At 50.7% G+C, this 20,664-nt stretch carries 16 protein-coding genes; 10 read left to right on the top strand and 6 right to left on the bottom strand.

The window, feature by feature from the left end; all coding sequences use genetic code 11:
- Nucleotides 1–249: 249 nt before the first annotated feature.
- Both D467_RS0113170 and D467_RS19230 read left to right on the top strand, forming a co-directional pair.
- Nucleotides 250–4,101 carry a hypothetical protein gene (locus tag D467_RS0113170; protein WP_018917992.1) on the top strand — a complete coding sequence of 1,284 codons (3,852 nt, stop codon included), beginning with the start codon at nt 250–252 and terminating at the stop codon, nt 4,099–4,101.
- Between the two features lie 354 nt (nt 4,102–4,455).
- The gene (locus D467_RS19230; protein WP_244147834.1) at nt 4,456–4,971 is read left to right on the top strand and encodes a DUF808 family protein; all 516 of its coding nucleotides are present in this window, start codon (nt 4,456–4,458) and stop codon (nt 4,969–4,971) included.
- 259 nt (nt 4,972–5,230) lie between these two features.
- Here the strand turns inward: D467_RS19230 and D467_RS0113160 are convergent, their stop codons facing one another.
- The gene (locus tag D467_RS0113160) at nt 5,231–6,118 is read right to left on the bottom strand and encodes a LysR family transcriptional regulator (RefSeq protein WP_018917990.1); all 888 of its coding nucleotides are present in this window, start codon (nt 6,116–6,118) and stop codon (nt 5,231–5,233) included.
- A gap of 185 nt (nt 6,119–6,303) precedes the next feature.
- Here D467_RS0113160 and D467_RS0113155 point away from each other — a divergent pair, with 185 nt between their 5' ends.
- Complete coding sequence (locus D467_RS0113155) at nt 6,304–7,485, top strand: MFS transporter (protein ID WP_018917989.1); 1,182 nt, start codon at nt 6,304–6,306, stop codon at nt 7,483–7,485.
- Between the two features lie 358 nt (nt 7,486–7,843).
- On the top strand, nt 7,844–8,845 hold the full coding sequence (locus D467_RS0113150; RefSeq protein ID WP_155826493.1) for a hypothetical protein: 1,002 nt from the start codon (nt 7,844–7,846) through the stop codon (nt 8,843–8,845).
- A gap of 145 nt (nt 8,846–8,990) precedes the next feature.
- Here D467_RS0113150 and cml read toward each other — a convergent pair whose 3' ends face one another.
- Nucleotides 8,991–10,190 carry a CmlA/FloR family chloramphenicol efflux MFS transporter gene (gene cml, locus D467_RS0113145; RefSeq protein WP_018917987.1) on the bottom strand — a complete coding sequence of 400 codons (1,200 nt, stop codon included), beginning with the start codon at nt 10,188–10,190 and terminating at the stop codon, nt 8,991–8,993.
- Nucleotides 10,191–10,622: 432 nt separating this feature from the next.
- On the opposite strand from cml, the gene D467_RS0113140 reads away from it, so the two are divergent.
- Nucleotides 10,623–11,573 carry a DUF808 domain-containing protein gene (locus tag D467_RS0113140; protein WP_018917986.1) on the top strand — a complete coding sequence of 317 codons (951 nt, stop codon included), beginning with the start codon at nt 10,623–10,625 and terminating at the stop codon, nt 11,571–11,573.
- Between the two features lie 85 nt (nt 11,574–11,658).
- On the opposite strand, the gene D467_RS0113135 is transcribed toward D467_RS0113140, so the two are convergent.
- Nucleotides 11,659–11,967: a hypothetical protein gene (locus D467_RS0113135; protein ID WP_018917985.1), complete on the bottom strand. Its 309-nt coding sequence runs from the start codon at nt 11,965–11,967 to the stop codon at nt 11,659–11,661.
- 175 nt (nt 11,968–12,142) lie between these two features.
- Between D467_RS0113135 and D467_RS0113130 the strand changes: the two genes are divergently transcribed.
- Nucleotides 12,143–13,255 carry a Fic family protein gene (locus D467_RS0113130; RefSeq protein ID WP_018917984.1) on the top strand — a complete coding sequence of 371 codons (1,113 nt, stop codon included), beginning with the start codon at nt 12,143–12,145 and terminating at the stop codon, nt 13,253–13,255.
- A 63-nt stretch (nt 13,256–13,318) separates the two neighbouring features.
- On the opposite strand, the gene D467_RS0113125 is transcribed toward D467_RS0113130, so the two are convergent.
- Nucleotides 13,319–13,948 (bottom strand): LysE family translocator, encoded by a 630-nt coding sequence (locus tag D467_RS0113125; RefSeq protein WP_018917983.1) that lies wholly within the window; start codon nt 13,946–13,948, stop codon nt 13,319–13,321.
- Between the two features lie 401 nt (nt 13,949–14,349).
- On the opposite strand from D467_RS0113125, the gene D467_RS0113120 reads away from it, so the two are divergent.
- Both D467_RS0113120 and D467_RS0113115 read left to right on the top strand, forming a co-directional pair.
- Complete coding sequence (locus tag D467_RS0113120; protein ID WP_018917982.1) at nt 14,350–15,333, top strand: DUF1852 domain-containing protein; 984 nt, start codon at nt 14,350–14,352, stop codon at nt 15,331–15,333.
- A gap of 28 nt (nt 15,334–15,361) precedes the next feature.
- Nucleotides 15,362–16,384 (top strand): methionine synthase, encoded by a 1,023-nt coding sequence (locus D467_RS0113115; protein WP_018917981.1) that lies wholly within the window; start codon nt 15,362–15,364, stop codon nt 16,382–16,384.
- A 254-nt stretch (nt 16,385–16,638) separates the two neighbouring features.
- Here D467_RS0113115 and D467_RS0113110 read toward each other — a convergent pair whose 3' ends face one another.
- The gene (locus D467_RS0113110) at nt 16,639–17,424 is read right to left on the bottom strand and encodes an AraC family transcriptional regulator (protein WP_026285764.1); all 786 of its coding nucleotides are present in this window, start codon (nt 17,422–17,424) and stop codon (nt 16,639–16,641) included.
- Between the two features lie 107 nt (nt 17,425–17,531).
- On the opposite strand from D467_RS0113110, the gene D467_RS0113105 reads away from it, so the two are divergent.
- Both D467_RS0113105 and D467_RS0113100 read left to right on the top strand, forming a co-directional pair.
- Nucleotides 17,532–18,341, top strand: coding sequence for a sulfite exporter TauE/SafE family protein (locus D467_RS0113105; protein ID WP_018917979.1), 810 nt, complete (start codon nt 17,532–17,534; stop codon nt 18,339–18,341).
- Between the two features lie 575 nt (nt 18,342–18,916).
- On the top strand, nt 18,917–19,915 hold the full coding sequence (locus D467_RS0113100) for a virulence RhuM family protein/type II toxin-antitoxin system death-on-curing family toxin (protein WP_018917978.1): 999 nt from the start codon (nt 18,917–18,919) through the stop codon (nt 19,913–19,915).
- A 187-nt stretch (nt 19,916–20,102) separates the two neighbouring features.
- Here D467_RS0113100 and D467_RS20220 read toward each other — a convergent pair whose 3' ends face one another.
- Complete coding sequence (locus D467_RS20220; RefSeq protein ID WP_444972175.1) at nt 20,103–20,216, bottom strand: DUF1330 domain-containing protein; 114 nt, start codon at nt 20,214–20,216, stop codon at nt 20,103–20,105.
- Nucleotides 20,217–20,664: the final 448 nt, after the last annotated feature.

Below are 20,664 nucleotides of genomic sequence, written 5' to 3'. Positions count from 1 at the left end.
TAATCTTTTATAAATTTTTTCCTTCAATGGGTTATAGCCCTCGTTGATGATTGAGTTGGAGTGAAAGCTAGTTAACTAATAGCTAAGGAGAGATTAAAAACATTTCTTTGATGAGTTTTTTTAAGATAGGGTCGAGTTAGTTACCCAACTCCTCAGAGCAGTTATTTCAGCAAACAATAATTTTTATATCGGCTGGATTGTAAGGTTACCTCTAAGTATAAGGGGAAGATATTCTACTGGGGGGCAGTCATGGCAATTTTTGACATCGTGAAAGACGAATTACTCCGGTTGTCCGATACTCAGCTAGAAGAGTTGATTGCTCGCCTCGCTGAGGCCGAAGTGGCAGCGCATGGATATAGTCCGGCATGCGTAAGCTGGTCAGGTTCAATCAATGCTCCTGACGGCGGAATTGATATTCACGTTCAAGTTTCTGCCGATCAACTGAGTACAGGATTTCTTGAAAGGCCTAATACGGTTCTTCAGGCCAAGAAGCACTCGATGTCGAAGGGTTCGATCGCAAAGGAGATGTCCTCTAAGGGGGAGCTTTCTGAGATGATTTCAGAGCAGGCTTCGAGTGGGGGTGGCTACATCATTGTCAGTTTGGAAGATGACTGTTCTCCTCTCATGAAGAAGGAGCGGCTCAAAGTGATGCGGAATGCCGTTAAGGATGATCTTAACAGTGGTGGTATCCACTTGGATTTCTACGACCGCTCAAAGCTGGTTCAGTGGGTACGTCAGCATCCTTCAGTTATGCTGTGGGTCAAAGGAAAGCTCGGACAAGGTTACTCCGGTTGGCAACCATACGGGCCTTGGAGTAATCCACCTCAAGGCTCAGATGATACGTTAATTTCGGCCCCTGGCGTTATGGTCACGTTACCATCGGGCCTGGGGCAGAAACTGAGCATAGAATATGCCATTGATCCAATGCGGAACCTCATACGTTCTACTACGAAGGCCATCCGGATTACGGGATTATCTGGAGTCGGGAAGACCAGGATAGTACAGGCACTATTTGACGAAACAGTTGGCACAGATGCTCTCGATCGAACCGTAGCCGTATATGTGGATACGGGGGCTGACCCAGACCCTTCGGCAACAGCGATGTTAGAGAGGCTTATCACTGAAGGCCGACGTGCCGTTATGATCCTCGATAATTGCCCATCAGAACTTCACTCTGCTCTTGCCAGCAAAGTATCAGCTGTGGGAAACGAGGTAAGACTCATCACCGTCGAGTACGATATTAAGGACGACAAGCCGCAGACAACTGAGGTAATCCATATTGAAGCGGTTGGGCCGGAAGTGGCCGAGCAACTTCTGATTCGGCGCTTTCATCACATTGGTAGAAACAACGCCCGCCGAATCGCAGAATTCGCCGATGGTAATGCAAGGGTGTCCTTGGCAATTGCCGAGAGGGTCGAGGAAGACGAGAGTTTAGCTCAGCTTTCTGATGCTCAATTGTTTGACCGCTTGTTTGAGCAGCGCAAACGTCCTGACGACGATTTGCGGCAACAGGCTGAAACCTTGTCTCTTGTATATTCCTTTTCGGTCTCAAACATGGAAAGTGGTAACAGCGAACTGGAAGTGCTGGGCTCGATATTCGGATATTCCCATACCCAGCTGTTTCGATCCGTCAAGAAGTTGGTGGATCGACATGTTGTACAGAAGAGGGCTCATTGGCGGGCTATCTTACCTCATGCCATAGCAAACAAATTGGCTGCATCGGCGCTTGATAGTATCCCGGTCGATCGACTCAATACGGCCTTTGAGGTTTCTGGTCATCAACGCTTGTTAATGTCGTTCGCGCATAGGCTGGGACTGCTGCATGATCATCCCGTCGCGAAAGAGATAGTTGAAGCTTGGCTCCAGCCTGATGGGCTGCTAGGTCGCATATCAACTTTGGAAGATACGGCAGTACGAATGCTGAACTATGTTGCCCCGGTCGCGCCTGAAGCCTTACTAGATAGAATCGAAACAGAGCTTACCGTGTCTGATTTTGAGGGTATGGGATCGCCTTACAATACACGCCGGAGGACAATTCTTAATCTTTTACAGTCGTTGGCATACGAAAAAAGCGCCTTTGAACGTTGTGTCAGACTCTTAATCCGTGTGGCGGATCTTGAAGACGAGAGCAATAACTATGATGCGGTTCGGAATAAGATCACAAGATTTTTCCAGGCATACCTGTCTGGCACACATGCTTCTCTAGATCAGCGCATAGCGATCATGGATGAATGCCTTTCATCAGGCGTGGCTGAGCGTAGGTCGCTAGGCTTCAGGATGCTTTCGACTGCTTTGAATGGGCCACCATGGACAGGGTTCGGGGCGAGTGAGTTTGGTGCTCGCCCAAGAGATTTTGGATTTCAACCTAATCATGATGAACTTGTTGAGTGGCGTGGAGCCTTTATAGACGCTGCAGTGTGCTTAGGAACCTCCGGCAATCCTGAGCTTGAAGGCCCCGCACGGCATATCCTAGCGGACACGTTTCGAGGGATGTGGCATCAAAAAGCCATTAGGGACAAACTCGTCGATGCTGCTCGCAAGTTACATGCTTACTACCCTTGGGGCGAAGGCTGGAAAGCTATCCGTTCAACAATCTATCTCGACTATTCCAAGCGCAAAGACGAAGTTGATCCAGCTCCGCTGCCGGACAGCCTTGCGATACTAGAGAGGGAGTTAGAGCCCTATGATTTGATTTCGACAATCATGACGTACGTGCTGAGCACGGGACACGATTACTGGGCGTTAGACGACGATTTTGATCATGAAGATACCAATAAGTATCGTGATGCGGGGAATCGGCTTGAAGCCAAGGCTCTCCGACTAGGTGAGGACTTTGCGGCATCAGACCATGTTCTTGGCGAGTTGAGTTCCGAACTCTTTTCCAACGATTGGATGCCCTATTGCACTACATTTGGGAGAGGGCTAGCGAAGGGGACACCTGATTTACAAGTTTATTGGAAGCAGCTCGTTGATCAACTGGAACAGCAGCCGGAAACCAGTAGGAATTTTGCAGTTTTTGCTGGCTTCATTGAAGAGACTGATTCTATTGACCAAGCACTAGCACAGGAGTTACTCGACCAGTGTGTACAGCATCCTAAACTTCGAAGTGTATTGGTTGGCTTACATCCTCGTCGGGAGTTCACAGAAACCGACCTAGATCGTTGCATGGCTCTTCTACATAATCCAGGTACTCACCCAGGGATGTATGGACCAATTCTGTGGAGGGACGATTATGCTAACTTGCCTAGAGAACGTGTTCTCGATCTTGCCCGGAAGCTCTTGAGTAAACCGAACGGTGATGACGTGGTTTTGGATGCTCTAAGTATGAAGCTACATGGCAAAGATTGCTCAGTGGATACGCTTGGTTCCGATCTTCGACTGGTCGGCCTAAAAGCAGCGATCCAGAGGCTACAAAGAGACCACAGTGATCCTGGAGGGATAGGGGCATATCACATTGAGTGCGTTATTGGTGCCACGCTCAGTTTTGAAGGTAACGAGGCCGAAAAGATAGAGTGGCTAGACACGATCTTTGCTGTTATTGATGAGTATTATGGCCATATTTATGAATTCGAAAGTGCCATCGAAACGACTATCGCGTTGATGCCAGACACTTTTCTCAATCGCGTTTTTGAGGGTACTGAAGAAGAACAATATCGAAAACTGCTCTTTATTCGCCATGGAGGCATGCGGCGTTCTCCTCTCGCCAAAATTGATGCGGACATTTTGATTGAGTGGTGTCGTTCTAGAAATGATAACAGCGTATGGGAGGCTATCGCGGCGGGTATCAGTCTTTGGTCTGAGGACAAAGATCAGAAAGTAGTTGAGATATCGGAGTCAGCGATCAAGTTGTTGGAAGCCTCCCCTGAGCCAGAAGTAGTCTTGGATGTATTCGCCGAGCGCAGTACACCTTCATCTTGGTCTGGCAGCCGAGCGAATGTGATGCAACCTAGAGCGGATGCCATTGCTGTATTGGTTGAACACAAGAATGCGCAGATCGCTATGGCTTCTAAATCGGTGTCTGCAAAACTGGTTAAGTTGATCGAATACGAGAAAGAGCGTGAACAGCGGGAAGACGAGGAGCGTGAACAGCGGTTTGAATGAAGCCTGCTCTGCCCGGACTTCTGCAGATTCAATTTCAAAATGCTGCAGCTTGTATGTATTTCAGCAGAGGTTGGCTCTTAAGTCGTCGACAAGGGCTGAACGCGTAGCTTACTCCCCTGACCAAGTTTCGGCCTTGCACCGCCCACCTCCTCCGTTTCTTCGCTTAAGACGTGATCTATTAGCAGCTTTTACTCAATAGAATGCGACACCTAATGCCACTCGTTGAGCTATCTAACGGGGGCAGTTAATTGAGAGGGAGACTGAAACAACACTGCCCTTGGGGCAAAAGGGGCGACCCGCCCCAGCCGCAGTATGCTTTACTATCTGCAACGGTTATTCACGGAGGAAGCATTCTTGGCCATCGGCGGCTTAATAGGATTACTGGATGACATTGCCGCATTGGCGAAGGTGACCGCAGCATCACTGGACGATGTAAGTGCCGCCGCTGGGTGTGCGACGGCGAAGGCGGCCGGGGTGGTGGTGGAGGATACGGCGGTGACGCCGCAATATTTGCAGGGGGTGGCAGCGGAGCGTGAACTGTCGCTTGTGAAGCAGATCGCGCTGGGATCGATACGCAACAAGCTGATTTTTATCCTGCCGGTGGCGCTGCTGCTGAATCACTTTTTGCCCGCTCTGTTACCAATCATCCTGATGGTGGGCGGCACCTATCTGGCCTTTGAGGGCGCGGAAAAAATCTGGCACAAGCTTTCCGGCAATCATGACGACGACAAGCCAGCGGTAGAGCAGGGGCTGGAAGCCGAGAAAAAGATCGTCAGTGTTGCCATTCGCACCGATCTGATTCTGTCCGCTGAGATCATGGTGATAAGCTATCACAAGCACCGGCGGTCTATACTGAACAGACAGCTTTGACTTACTTGCTTGGCTACCAGACATAGGGATGACTTTTTAATGGTACGTAAAAGTGTACTAAGAGCACTCTATAGTTCTGATTTAGGACAGCCGACACAACCAGACATGGAACAATGGGTTGGACAAAGCGCAAAATGGTTTGAGCGAATGAGTTTAAGCTGTAATCGTATTGGTTTTGTTAGACGCGAATGCTGCTATCAGATGTTGAAAGAGTAAACGCAATATTTTTTTATAGCATTTTAAGGGAAAGCTGCTTTTATTAATGTTTGAATAGCTCTTCAGCCATAAAATCAATAAATACACGTAGCTTGGGGGCCATGTATTTGCTGGTAGGCCACAGCATTCGAAAAGTCCCTTGATGCTCGATATAGTCATCCAATAAGGTAGTTAGCTCACCTCTGCTTATAGTTTCACGCACCATAAAGTCAGGTAAGCAGGCTATTCCTAAACCAGATATTGCCACATCAAGCAGCGCTTCAGAAGTATTGCATACCATAGCCGCATGTATCGTAGGTTCTGATTCCGTATCAGTTCGGATCAACGGCCACGCCTCGTATTTACCTGTGCTGGGAAACTTATGCTGCAAGCAAGCATGATCGATCAATTCGGCAGGGGTCTCAGGCTTACCAAACTTGGATATGTAGTCCGGTGAAGCGACAAGCAACAAGCGATATGTCCCAAGAGATCTGGACATTAGCCTGGAGTCTGTTGGCTCACCGGTGCGAATAACTGCATCGAATCCTTCTTCAACCACGTCCACCATTCGATCTGAAAAGTCGACATCTAACTCAATTAACGGGTATCGGTGCATAAATGAAGTAAGCACTGGCATAACCAAACTGCCAACCAGCGGTAGACTTACATGAAGTTTACCTTTGGGTTCCTTATGGATTTCTGATAACTCGAGTTCTGCTGCTTCAACCTCACTTAATATACGGCGGCAGCGCTCAAGAAATAATCTTCCCTCTGAGGTCAGTGTGATGCTGCGTGTGCTTCGATGAAGCAATCGAACTCCCAAACGGGCTTCCAGTCGAGCTACGCTTTTGCCGACGGCAGATGAAGATACACCAAGATTGCGCCCAGCCTCTGAAAAGCTTCGGGTCTCTGCCGCTTGTACAAAATAATCAATACCACTTAGCGCGTCCATATTTCACCATTAAAGAATTTTTTTCCGATATGTTTTGAACTCTAGCTTTATTGTCCCCTTTGTTCAACATACTTAAGGTAGGTATCTACTCTCACATGCGATAGGGAAGCGCTAATTGATAGCGTTACACCTTAGCTTTTAGCGGACTAGATAATATGGGTACATCAGAAACAAGCAGCTTAAATATGGACACTAGTGCTACAGGACAATCGGATCGTCTTCCGATTACGGCATTGCTCGCACTTGCATTGGCGGGGTTCGTCACAATTTTAACCGAAGCTTTGCCTGCTGGCCTGTTGCCCCAGATCGGAGCGGGGCTGGGGGTTTCAGACTCACTTGCTGGCCAGCTTGTTACCATCTATGCCATCGGCTCCCTTGTTGCCGCCATTCCGTTGGTGGCCGCTACCCAAGGGGGTCGGCGCCGTCCCTTACTGCTGGCCGCTATCGTAGGTTTTGCTATCGCCAATACGGTCACTACGTTCTCAACGAGCTACATCTTGACCATGGTTGCCCGCTTCCTGGCTGGTATGGCGGCAGGACTGCTGTGGGCGCTCTTGGCAGGCTATGCCGCCAGAATGGTTCCTGAACATCTAAAAGGGCGTGCTATCGCGATTGCAATGGTGGGCACACCCTTGGCTCTATCGTTGGGTGTACCGGCGGGGACTTTTCTTGGGACGCTGGTAGGTTGGCGTGCTTGCTTTGGGATAATGAGCGTTATGGCGCTAGTACTAATCGTTTGGGTTCGTGTAAAAGTACCTGACTTTGCAGGACAGTCTGCTGGCAAAAGACTCACACTGAGAAAGGTATTCACTATGCCTGGTATTCGTCCTGTATTGTTCGTAGTTCTTGTTTTCGTTCTCGCGCATAACATTCTTTACACTTATATTGTACCTTTTTTGGCTAATGCCAATTTGGCTGAACGAACTGATCTGGTTCTGCTAGTCTTTGGTACTTCCGCACTGATCGGTATCTGGATCATCGGTGTTTTGATTGACCGGTATCTTCGCATACTGACTTTAGCTAGTACTTTTATATTCGGATTGGCAGCGCTGGTGCTTGGAGTGGCTGGCGATGTGCCAAGCGCAGTGTATGTTGCAGTCGGTGCATGGGGGCTCTCATTCGGCGGAGCTGCTACTTTATTTCAAACAGCTCTCGCCAAAACAGCTGGAGAAGCAGCAGACGTTGCGCAGTCCATGCTAGTTACAGCCTGGAACTTGGCTATCGCAGGTGGCGGCATCGTTGGTGGTATATTGCTGGATCGTTTTGGTGCCGTTTCATTCCCACCCGCGCTGCTTGTCCTACTTGTAGTAACCCTGTTAGTTGTATGGTCTGCACGGCTACATGGTTTTCCGGCTTTAAAACGCTAGCAGTACGGCTAGAACCACCGGTGGTTAGAGCTATTCATAACTATCCGTGCCGCTTGTAAGTTCAGAACTGCAATCTAAAGAATGGAATATTGGTTCCCTTTCACATTAAATGAGATGAGTGTAGGCAATTGAAGCATCAATAAATTGCAGAGCATTGTAACGGCCTTGATTGGATGCGGGCTGACTCTAGATGATCATGCTTCAATGCTAATGGCGGGAAATATACCTACTGAGTGTAATGCTCAGATTTGAATTGGAGTAATTGATAGCAATGAATAATACGGGGCATAACTCGCGCACGTTACAGAACCATGGGGCTGATTGGAAAGTTGAGGTTCGGAGGGCGGCAGATTTTGTGATGAGCTATTGGGCTTTGCTGGGAATTGGAACACTGGTTCTCTCTGTTATTGCAATGCATGGCTATCTAGTAGAAGAGGCAATTCCGCTTAGTATCACCTCCCCTGATGTTGTTACGGGACTTCCGGCTCTTTTTATTCTCATCGCATATGCCATCTTCGTTTTAACATGCTCAGCTGCTTTACCAGCGATGGTATTGCTAGGTCGAAGCAAAGCTCTAAGTCGAAGCCTTTTAGAAGACATGTTGCTGAGTCGTAGTAACTATTCTTATGGTGAACATAAGGTCCGCATGCGTTTGATTATGTTTTGGAGTTTGGGGCTAACCGTTACTGCAATCATCGTTATATCGCTTTTATATTGGCCAGCATTCTTGAATTGGGTGGGGTACCCAGGTCTGTTGATTACTGCCACTCTGCTATTTTCCTTTTCTTTAATTCTAGCTGCACGTCAGATGTTGCCAGAGGGTTGGAAAGCCCATACTAAAGAAAAATGGGGTGGTTTTGTGTGGTACGGTGTCATTCAGACGTTCGTCATGATTAATGTAGGGGCAATTGTTGAGAAAAACGTAAGGACCGGGTTAACGGAATTATTTGGTTTTCTTATAATTGCTATGTTATTGCTATCTATATTCCAGATGGTGATTGTGTGGGGCATATGGGATGTCGCTCGAAAGCCTAGGCCGATTATACGTGCGGGAGGTATTGCTGGAATTGTTATTCTGGTGGTTTGTGCCATGCCGCCATTAAATCAGATATTTGTTGGTTATGCTATGTCAAGCTCGGCAACAGGTGGCCGTGGTTGTACTGTGTTCGTTTGGGCAGAGGAAGCTAAAGTTCTGTCTGAACTGCGCAGAGAGGATGACGGCTTGCAGAGTGTCGATCTAAGGATCCCTATGGCTACTAAGGATATTTTTTATGCTCGACCTTGGCAGGGCGACGTATCGAAGGAGATTGCTTTAATCCCATATACCAGTGTAGCGAAGGTGATGGAATGTGACTCTTGAATGTAGAGCCACTGCAGCGTAGAAGAACCTCTGGAAAAAGGCTGCTCTTGCAAGCTACCTAGTGTGCTTGAGCGAACAGTGGATGTGGCGATCGTCGCTATTAAGCGCCGAGTCGCCACTGTAACATTGTAAATTATCTAGCTACCTACCTCTGCTGTTTATACCGCGTTAATCGTATAAGTGAAGCCACCGTAATCGCTGCCATGCCGCTTATATAGGCGATCAGTGGCCAAGCGGTACCACCATTTAGCACTATTACCACGCCCGTTCCTATTACCCCGACGATAATACTCTGAACGCAGAAGTGCAGGGCAACGGCCGTGCCTGCCATCGCACTGAATTCCTGAAGTGCACCATTGGCTGTAACGGAGGTTATTAATACAATACCGATCGCAACCAACCACATGGGTAACACGAAAGACCAGAAGCTGGGTGTTAGGAATATTTCGCCCAACCCAAGCAAGCTCGCACTGAAAAGTAGCATTAGCATCCCACGAATTACGCAACCAGGGATCCCCCAACGTGCCAAGAAGCGCTTGGCGAAGCGCGTTGTGGCAATCATCACAACAGCTACCGTGGCAAAGGCAACGCTAAAACCCAGCTCGGACAAGCCTGCTCTCTCGATGAGTACCCGAGGCGCAGTAGAGAAAAAAACAAAGAAAGCCCCCATCGCAGTGCCAAAAGCCAGCGTATAAACCCAGAAGTAAGGGCTCCTAAGCACTAAACCAAAATCGGCGCTGCTTGAGTGCTGCCTATTTTGTCGTGTCTCATGCCATTTCGGTAATACAAAGGGGAGTGCCATGAGTGCTGAGATACATAGGGCAAGAAATATAGCTTCCCAGCCGAAATATCTCGCCATTAAGGCCCCTGCAATAGGCCCGAGCGCGGGAACGCAAGCCAACATCGCGTTCATTAAGCTATAGATAACGGCACTTTCGGGAGTATTCGCATAAATGTCGCGCACCGTTGCGAAAACGGCTACCAACATCGCGGCTGCCCCAGCAGCCTGTATTAGACGTAGTAAAACGAAAAGCCAAGCTGAAGTGGTCAGCGCGAGTGCCAATGAAGTTGCAGCGAATACTAATACCCCGCCAATTAGTATCGGGCGTCGGCCAAAACGGTCTGAAAGTGGCCCGAAGATAACCTGACCTACGCCAAGCATAATCATGTAGAGGGTAAGTGTTAGCTGCACCACCTCGGGCGCCGTTCCGAGAATTTCCGGCATCGCGGGCACTATCGGCAGGTAAATATCCATACCGAGTGACGCTAGAATATTAAAGGGGGCCAATAGCATCAGTGCTATCGGCAGGCTGTAAGTCCACAGCTTAGGATGTTTAGTAGGCACGATAAAGTCTCCGCGCAAATAAGATTATTTGGCGGCGGCCTACATGTAAGGAGTTGGTTTAAGCAGGCAGCCGCAACAACGAGAAAGGAAAGTTGTTGCGGCTTAATAGTCTGACTTTTTTGAACTCATATGTTTGCTCTTCGGAATGTGCCTTTGGCCCTATTAGCGTATCAGACAGAAGGAGCATAAGGCCATTCGGATGCATTAGTGGGCGGTGGAGGTTTATAAAAAGTATATTTTAGTCACTATGAGTGATCAAAGTGAGAGTAAATTAAACCTTCTGCTTGTACTGGCTAGCGCAATGACACCCATGCTTTGGCGATAAAAACAATGGCGAGGCATTGTTAGCGCTGCTCTTGGAGCAAAAGAGGCAATCCACCTAGCCTGCTATGTGCTTTACTATCAGCAACGGTTATTCACGGAGAACCCCCCATGGCCATAGGCGGCTTGATTGGGTTGCTGGATGACATTGCCGCCTTGGCGAAGTTGTCCGCAGCATCATTGGACGATGTGAGCGCCGCCGCTGGACGTGCGACGGCGAAGGCGGCTGGGGTAGTGGTGGATGATACGGCGGTAACGCCGCAATATTTGCAGGGTGTGGCAGCGGAGCGTGAACTGGCGATTGTAAAGAAGATCGCGCTGGGGTCGATCCGTAACAAGCTTATTTTTATCCTACCGGCAGCACTGTTGCTGAACCATTTTTTGCCCGCACTATTGCCGATCATCCTGATGGTGGGCGGTACCTACTTGGCCTTTGAGGGCGCGGAGAAGGTTTGGCACAAGCTCTCTGGCAAGCATGATGACGAGAAACCTGCGGTAGAAAAGGGGCCGGAAGCCGAGAAACAGATCGTAAGTGGTGCCGTTCGCACCGACCTGATTCTTTCTGCTGAAATCATGGTGATTGCGCTTTCCACGGTTTCCCATCAAGGGTTCTGGTCGCAGATGGTGAGCCTGGTGGTGGTTGCGTTTGTTATCACCATTCTGGTGTATGGCGTGGTGGCGATGTTGGTCAGAATGGATGATTTCGGCCTGAAGCTCGCCCAGCGGGAGAGTTCGGGCATGCAGAAACTAGGCCGTGGTCTGGTAACGGCCATGCCCAAGGTGCTAGCGACCATCGCCGTGGTGGGCACCATCGCCATGCTCTGGGTGGGAGGGCATATCCTGATGGTCAATCTGGGGGCCGATGGAACGGGCTGGTTCAATGCGCCCTATGAGTGGGTACATCATATTGAGCATGGGATTAGCGAGGCCACCGGTGCCTTGGGCGGCTTGCTGGGCTGGAGTTTCAATACGCTGTGTTCTGCGGTGATTGGCTTTTTGGTGGGCTCGGTGGTGGTGGGTGTGCTGCACTTCATCCCTACCCAAAAGGCACATTCGGCATAGGTGCGGCCGCAACTTCATTTGCTCGACAATCCGCCAGCGCCGGGCGCAATCACATGACTGCTTAACAGGTAGTGAATCCAATGGATCAGTAAGCGACGCGCTTGCAGTTGTCTTGATAGAGCGGGGCATCGGTGCCGAGCGCCAGTCGCTTGGTGTTGCTGTTGTAGTAGAAACGATCGGACTCGGCGCCTGCAAGCGCATAGTCGCCGCACACCCCATAGCCCTTGTTGACAGTCGCCAGGTTGGAGATTTTGGCCGGTGCTTGGCTCTCAAGACGCTCCGAAATCATCTCGGCGATGTGGGCATCACGCTGGGCCTCGGAATAGGCCTGGCCACCGAATATCAGGCCCGCCACGACGAAAATGGCGACGACGGGAATCCATAGGTTATGCATAGCGTGTCCAGTTAGCGAATGAAAAAGTGCATGACTTCGGCAGAAAATTATTTAGCGGGATAATAACTTTTTGCTCATCCCATTTCATTATGACGTTGTCAGCTTCTGGCCTATGAGCCGAATATACACCATAATCGGCTCATAAATTGATTCGAATAGGTGGGGCAATCGGCTCATGTATATCTGGGAACAGCAACATTGGCCGCATTTTGATTGGGATGAATCCCTACTGCAGCCTACGTTAAATGCCGTAAGACTGCTGCAAGGGCGGGTACTGGGCAGAACGGACGCGGCTCCCGAGAAGACGGATTTGGACGTGGAGATGGATGCGCTTATTCAGAACGCTATCCGAACCAGCGAGATCGAGGGTGAGCGCCTGGAAGTTGGCTCCGTGCGCTCTTCGGTTGCGCGTCATTTGGGGCTTGAGCAAGCGGGGGTATCCACCAGAACCACGCCGGAATCCGAAGCGTTGATCGAGCTTTTACTGCAAGCAACCCATCATCCGGATGAACCGATGTCCTACCAGCAACTCTGTGTCTGGCAGTCTCTGTTGTTCGTGCAAGGCTCTGGTGTGTTGGAGAAGGTACGGGTTGGTGAGCTGCGTGGGGATCATCCCATGCAGGTCGTATCTGGGCGCATTGATCAGCCCACGGTGCATTTCGAGGCGCCACCGCGTGGGCAGTTGGAAACTGAGATGGATGCGCTTATTACCTGGTTCAACCACCCACCCGAAGGTCTTGATCCCTTGGTACGCGCGGGTATCGCCCATCTGTGGTTAATTACGCTGCACCCGTTTGATGATGGTAACGGGCGTGTAACGCGTGCGGTAACGGATAAGGCGCTGGCACAGGCTGAGCGGCAGTCTGTTCGCTTTTATTCGCTGAGTGCGGCTATCATGGCGCGCCGTGAGGCGTATTACGCTCATTTGGAAAGCACCCAGAAAGGCAGCCTGGATATTACGCCTTGGCTGGTGTGGTTTCTTGATACGTTAAAAGAGGCACTTGAGCAGGCGCTGTTGCGCATCGACCGAGTGCTTTCAAAAACCAATTTCTGGCAACGTCATGCGACCACCGTACTGAACGAGCGCCAGATCAAGGTATTGAACCGCTTGCTGGATACGAACGGGGAGGAGTTCGCGCAAGGTATCAATGCCCGCAAGTACCAGTCACTGGCGAAGGTGAGTAAGGCCACCGCTACGCGGGATATGGCCGAGCTGGTAGAAAAAGGCTGCCTTTACAAGTTGCCTGGCGGCGGGCGCAGCACGCGCTACGCGGTGCTGTTTAGGTGAAAAGCGCCCCCTTGTCTAATGTGCAGTGGTCAATCAACTTGCTCGATACGTGGGCCTTATACCTTACGCTCGGCTACCTACCAGCCGAACGCCCATGCCGATGAACAACGTACCGCTGACACGACTGAACGCCGCTTTCCATCGCTGGCCCTGGAAGTGATGCCCCAAACGCCGCACGGCTAGCGCATAGCTAACGTGTACGCCGATGACAATGAGCGCAATAGTGAAATACATGATGGCAAACTGGCGGGTGACGCTTGCACTGTGATCGATAAACTGCGGCAGAAAAGCAGATAGAAAGAGTAGGGTCTTGGGATTGCTGATAGAGACTAAAAACGCTTCCAGCAATAGAGAGTGACGTTTTGATGCTACATCGCTAACTACCGGGCTGGCCGTCTGGTTACTCTTGAAAGAAGCCATCCACTGGGCCACGCCAAGATAGATAAGATAGGCCGCGCCGACGATTTTCAATACCGTGAACGCCACCGGTAGTGTGCTCAATAACGTACCCACCCCCAAGGCCACCAGCATGATAGTGATCAATTGAGCTAGAAGGTTGCCACTAAGCGCGATAACCGTACCGGTTGCGCCATACCGAAGCGTATTACGAATGACCAGGAGCACGTTAGGGCCTGGTGATAGGGTAATCAGAAGGTAGGCAATGAAAAAAGTCAGCCAAACGTGCAGAGACATAGGGTGTTTTTCCTGTAAGGACTCGCTTTTATTCGGATTTATTGATTCTGCGCTGGTCTGTAACGTTTATGCAAACAAAGGCTCATCCTTAGCAGAAAACTGGCTGGCGCCAGTTGCCTCTAGCACGACGGCAGTCTGTGTATTCGCCTCGAGTGACTAATTAACTATGTTCCCATCCTATTATGAATATTTCTAAACTTCCCATGAAATAAAGACATTTTTATTCATCTTCAGGCTCCTGTATAAAATCCACAGCGCTCTTCGTGATAGACCCTTCGCAGCTTCTTGTTGGCCAGGCTGTCAGGCACAAACGCTGTGAAGATGCCGGATTGAACCTGCCGAGCAGTCCAATAAGAGCGAAGAAAAGACTCCGTTTCCTCAACATTGGATGCCAGATAACGATGAATAACGACGTCGCATTTACTATCCAGCGTATCGGCTTCGATGAGAATTATCGTCCGTCGGACAATACGCGTATTACCACCAACTTCGCCAATCTGGCCCGGGGCGAGAGGCGGCGAGAAAACCTGCGTAATACGCTGGACATGATCAATAACCGCTTCAACGCCCTGGTGCATTGGGACAACCCGGAAGGGCGTCGTTACAGCGTCGAGCTCGATATCGTCTCCGTGAATATGGCGGTGGGTGCTGACGGCCAGGGCCAGCCGTTTCAAATCATCGAGATACTCAAACCCCGCTTTGTGGATACGCAAACGGATCGGCGTATTGAAGGCATCGTGGGTAACAACTTCTCCTCCTACGTGCGCGATTACGATTTCAGCGTGCGGCTAACCGAGCACAATAAGCACCAGTCGAGCTTCAGCATCCCGGACGATTTTGGCGTGCTGCACGGCAACCTGTTCAAGAGCTTCGTGAACTCCTCGGTTTACCAAGAGCATTTCGACAAGCCCCCGGTCATCTGCTTGAGCGTTTCCGATAACAAGGTTTATCACCGCACCGATAATCGGCATCCCGTATTGGGCGTTGAGTATCAGCCGAACGAGTCTTCGCTGACCGAGCAGTACTTCAAGAAGATGGGGCTTCAGGTTCGCTACTTCATGCCGGCCAACAGTGCCGCTCCCTTGGCGTTCTATTTTTCCGGGGATCTGCTCAACGATTACACCAATCTTGAGCTTGCCGGCACCATCAGCACCATGGAGTCTTTTCAGAAGATTTACCGGCCTGAGATCTACAACGCCAATGCGGCGGCGGGCAACGTCTATCAGCCCAACTTGAAGAACCCGGATCATTCGCTCACTCAAATCGTTTACGACCGGGAAGAGCGCAGCCAACTGGCCGCCGAGCAGGGGAAATTTGCTGAAGAGCATTTCATTAAACCCTACCAGGCGATGCTTGAGCAGTGGTCTTCCAACGGCTCGCTTTAACCTAATCAAATGCACGGGATGATGACTCATGAGTAAACGCTTACCCACCTCAACGGCAGGCAGCCTGCCCAAACCTTCCTGGCTTGCCGAGCCCGAAACCCTTTGGTCGCCCTGGAAACTGAATGACGAGGCGTTGATTGAAGGTAAACAGGATGCGCTGCGCGTGTCGCTCCAGGAACAGCAGCAGGCCGGTATCGATATCGTCAGCGACGGCGAGCAAACGCGTCAACATTTCGTGACGACCTTTATCGAGCACCTTAGCGGCGTCGATTTCGAAAAGCGCAAAACCGTGAGAATTCGCAATCGCTACGATGCGAGCGTGCCGACGGTCGTGGGTGCGGTCAGCCGTCATAAGCCGGTTTTCGTCGAAGATGCCAAATTCCTGCGCCGCCAGACCGACAAGCCCATCAAGTGGGCGTTACCGGGTCCGATGACCATGATCGATACGCTGTATGACGATCATTATAAAAGTCGTGAGAAGCTGGCATGGGAATTCGCTAAAGCGCTCAATCAGGAAGCCAAGGAGCTAGAGGCGGCGGGAGTCGATATCATTCAGTTCGACGAACCTGCGTTCAACGTATTCTTCGACGAGGTGAATGATTGGGGAATCGCCGCCTTGGAAAGAGCCATTGAAGGGCTCAAATGCGAAACGGCTGTCCATATCTGTTATGGATACGGCATTAAAGCCAATACGGATTGGAAAAAGACGCTGGGATCGGAGTGGAGACAATATGAAGAAGTCTTCCCCCGGCTGCAAAAATCCAACATCAATATCGTTTCGCTGGAGTGCCAGAACTCCCACGTGCCCATCGAGCTGATCGAACTTCTGCGCGGCAAGAAGGTGATGCTGGGTGCCATCGACGTCGCCACCAACACCATCGAAACGCCGGAAGAAGTCGCCGCAACGCTTAGAAAGGCACTTCAATTCGTTGATGCCGACAAGCTTTACCCGTGCACCAACTGTGGCATGGCGCCGCTGTCTCGCTCGGTCGCCAGAGGTAAGCTCAGCGCCTTGAGTGCCGGGGCGGAAATCGTTCGAAAAGAGCTTTGAACCCAGTGCCTGGCGCTATGAGTGCAATTCTCTTTTTGGTCTGATTTTACGGCTGTTAACCTATGAGCCGAATATAACCCGTAATCGGCTCATAAATTGATTCGAATAGGTTCGGTAATCGGCTCATGTATATTTGGCAGCAGCACGCGCAATTCTGTGCCGTTGGGTTAACTTCTAGATGGTGCAGCACGCCGGGGGCGTGGCATACCGTGGCGACCATCAAGTTGTCGAGAATTGATCAATAGGCGTGCTTATTACTCTTCCTCCTGGCGATTTGCCGCCTGGACGAAAGCGGTTGGCGATTGGCCAAGCACCTTACGAAACATGCTGGAGAAAGCGGCTGGGCTGTCGTAGCCGAGTTCCAGCGCGGTGCGAGTAACGGAACTGCCGGATAGCAGTTTGGGAATAGCAGCCATCAGGCAGGCCTGTTGACGCCATACGGCAAAGGACATGCCGGTCTGCTGACGGAATAGGCGATTGAAGGTGCGCTGGCTGCGGTGCAACTGCCGGGCCCAGTCCTCGGGAAGGCTGTGAATATGTGGCTGGCCGAGAAAATCTCGGCACAGACTGGCTAACGGAGGGTCATGGGGCAGGGGGGCAAACAGCGGCAGGGCCTGAGCCTGTTGCAGTTCGTATATGAGTAATTGTGCCAGGGCGCCGTCGCGGCCGCTTTCATCATAGAGTGCGGGTATATGGGCGGAAGCCAGCAGCAGGTGATGCAACAGAGGCGTCACGACCAGTACCTCACAGCTGCATGAAGCGCGTGGCGCGACATGGGGCTCGATATACAGGCTTCGGGTGCTCACCCCATTCATACGCACTTGATGGCGCTTGCCCGCAGGCAGCCAGACACCGCTATAGGGCGGCACCATCCAGGTGCCGTCATCCGTATTGACTTCCATCACGCCTGTCATGCCATAGAGAAACTGGGCGCGGCGATGGGTATGAAAGTCAAGGAGTGTGCCAGGGCTGTAGTCAGTGCCGATGGCCACCATGGGCCGTGCCACATGATCCACGTCTGTTAGAGGAGTATTGAGCATAGTCGTCATTCTGGCCGAAGCGCGATGATTATTGTCCAAAAGGCGAATGTTGGCCAGTTCTAGCCGGAATATTCTCTCTGCTATTGAGTCTTATTAGGAGAGTGGCGGTGTATAGCGTATTACTTCTTTGTGGCGGGTTGGCGGGCGTCACCACCGTGCTGTTCGGTTTCGGTGGTGGGTTTGTGGTAGTTCCCTTGCTGTATACCTTACTGATTGCCGTCCATGGGTCGGATAGCGCGGCAGGTCTGGCGGCCATGCATATTGCGGTGGCCACCTCGACTGCACTGATGATCTTCGCGGCTTCAATGGCAACATGGCGTCATCATCGGCGACAGACCGTGCAGTGGCATCTGGTACGTCCGTTAGTCGGCTATATCGCCATGGGGGCGGTGCTCGGCGCGGCAGTGGCAGTATCGTTAAGTGGGAACTGGGTCCGCTGGGTTTTCATCGGCTATCTTTGCATCACTATTGCGGACGCCGTTCTGCGGCCTGGTTTTCTGCATCAGACGGGGAGTGATGTGCGTCCTATGGGACGTGCGGTAACAGCAATGACGGGTACATGCATTGGTACAGTGGCCGCCTTGCTGGGCGTTGGTGGTAGCGTGATGACCGTGCCGCTCATGCGACGCAGAGGGGCCAGTATGACGGCGGCCACGGCCATGGCCAATCCGTTGTCGTTGCCCATGGCGGTGAGTGGCACCGCGACATATGTGTTGCTGTCGGCAAATCACACAGCGTTAGGAAACGGGTATGCAGGCTACGTGGATCTGCGCGCCTTGCTGGTACTTGCGGTGGGCTCATGGCTCGGTATCCACCTGGCGTCGATCTGGATCGGGCGCATCCCTGACCGTATTCATGCCAAGGTGTACCTGCTATTGCTGACAATGGTGCTTGTGGTGATGGTTTTCATACATTGAATCGACCCAGGCTTTAGCAAGAGACTGTTTGGCTGAAACAAGCGCAGGTGAGGTATTTGTTTGCTACAAAGCCTGAAACGCCTGATGGGATTGCAGGATGTTTTTAAAAGCGCTGGTCGCCTTTCTTGCCAAGATGCATGTCGAGTTTATATTGATCCGCTCACTCCTAGAAGACAACGGACGAATACCTCGCTTGCTGCTGGACGTAATGACCGTTAATGCGGGAGCTCAATCACTACCGTGCGCCCCCTGTTTCAATCGCGCTTGAGCAGGCCACTGCACGCACAATATGTTCGCGGGAAACCGTGATTTTATTAATTGGGTTTTACGAATCACCTCAACGCTCCAAGAGCTGATCGATAGGTGCCATCATAACAGCCATTTCGAATAGGCGTGATTGTCGTGGTCGATATTAGGGGTTTACCGTATCTGTATAAATAAACAGCTTTATGGTAAGTTTTACTTAGCTTAAAGGCAGGCTGGCTTGACTGTTTGCTGCAGCAAAAAGTACATGCTGCATTGAAGAGAGCTTGCTTTGGAAATGCATTGAGCTTGTAAACCTAAAGGAAGCGATCATGAATGACCAACAAATCCAGATATTCACCAGCGAAGATGGGCAGGCGCATCTTGAGGTAACGCTTGAACAGGAAACCGTTTGGTTAAGCCAGGCACAGATGGGCCACCTATTCGCTACTACGCCTGAAAATGTTCTGATGCACTTACAAAATATTTTTAAGGATGGAGAATTAGGCGAGCAGACAACTGCTAAGGATTTCTTAGTAGTTCGCCAAGAGGGAAAGCGCCAAGTTCGACGCCGGATCAAGCACTATAATTTAGACGCGATTATTTCAGTTGGTTACCGGGTTAGCACAAAGCGAGCGACTCAGTTTCGCAAATGGGCCACCCAAGTACTGAAAGACCATTTGGTACAAGGCTATACACTGAACCAGCAACGCTTAACCGAGCGAGGAATAGAGTTCGAGCAGGCGGTAAGTTTGCTCAGCCGCACCTTGACTAACCAAGGCTTGGTTTCAACAGAAGGTGAGGCCGTGGCCCGCGTGATCAGCGATTACGCCCGTTCCTGGAGCTTGCTGCAAGGCTACGATGAGCAGCAATTGGCCGAGCTAAACATCAAGCAACCTGGTATGAAGTCGCTAGGATTGAAAGAGGCTTTGAAAGCGATTAGCGAGTTGAAGCACACCTTAATCGCCAAAGGTGAGGCAACTGAGCTGTTTGGGCAGGTACGAGGCGATGGTTTGACGTCGGCCTTGGCTACTATCGAGCAAGGGTTTGGCGATGAACTGTTTTATCCCAATGTGGCGACTCGGGCAGCACATTTGCTTTACTTCGTGATTAAAAACCATCCATTGGCCGATGGCAACAAGCGCTGTGGCTCGTTTCTGTTCCTATGGTACCTGCGCCGCAACGCAGCCTTACTGGCCCGGCCTGTTGAGCAGTTGATCAACGACAACACCTTAGTGGCGCTGGCGCTATTGGTCGCAGAGAGTCTACCCGACCAAAAAACGCTGATGATTCGACTGATTGAGCATTTTATACTGCTGAAAGAAAGCTGATTAATCGTTCCACCCAGAAAGAACAACTCCGCTATTGGCAGTTAGAACAGCTCATTGGTGAATAAGCCAAGAGTTATATTGCTATTCAGCCATGAGGCATAGACATGTTGGTCTTTGAAAGTATAAAAGGGCCGTTCGTGGTTTAACGAACGGCCCTTTGTGCGTCTATACGTAATTGTAAAAAGACTTAAGCCTCTTCAACCCCATCAACAATAAACACGCGGTAGTCAGCACCCTGAAAACGGTGCTTGCGGGCTTCTTGGTAGGCGTCGCTTTGGTACCAGGCGCGGGCGGTGGCCATGTCGGGGAAGCGAAGGATTACCGCGCCTTCATGTCGCTGCCTTCCATTACTTCAAAGTCACCGTAGAAGGCGAGCGGCTTAGGGTCGTGGCCTTCGCGGGCGGCTTTGGCCTTGGTGGCGTATTGCTCCATTTCCTTGGCGTCGTGGGTGCGTTCACGAGTCAGTACAACTTAAGCCGGCATTCCATTCTCCTTGGTTAATTATCAGGAAAGCTTCTTTAACAGCGCTTGGGCGGTGGCTTCAGACGAGCCGGGGTTTTGGCCGGCAATCAGTAGGCTGTCCACTTCTACAGATATTTGGTAAGGAGTTCTGCTGAAAAATAAAAGTACTGGTTATGTAAACCTTCCAGTGCGTTGAGAAATACTCGTCCACGCCCGTAGAGTTAGTTTAAGCGCCAACGCGATAAGCAAAAAACGTGTAAAATCATTCTGAAAAAAGGCACTTATTC

It is taken from the genome of Vreelandella zhanjiangensis DSM 21076, from assembly GCF_000377665.1.
Taxonomy (GTDB): Bacteria; Pseudomonadota; Gammaproteobacteria; order Pseudomonadales; family Halomonadaceae; genus Vreelandella; species Vreelandella zhanjiangensis.
This window is presented reverse-complemented; position numbering and strand designations above follow the sequence as displayed.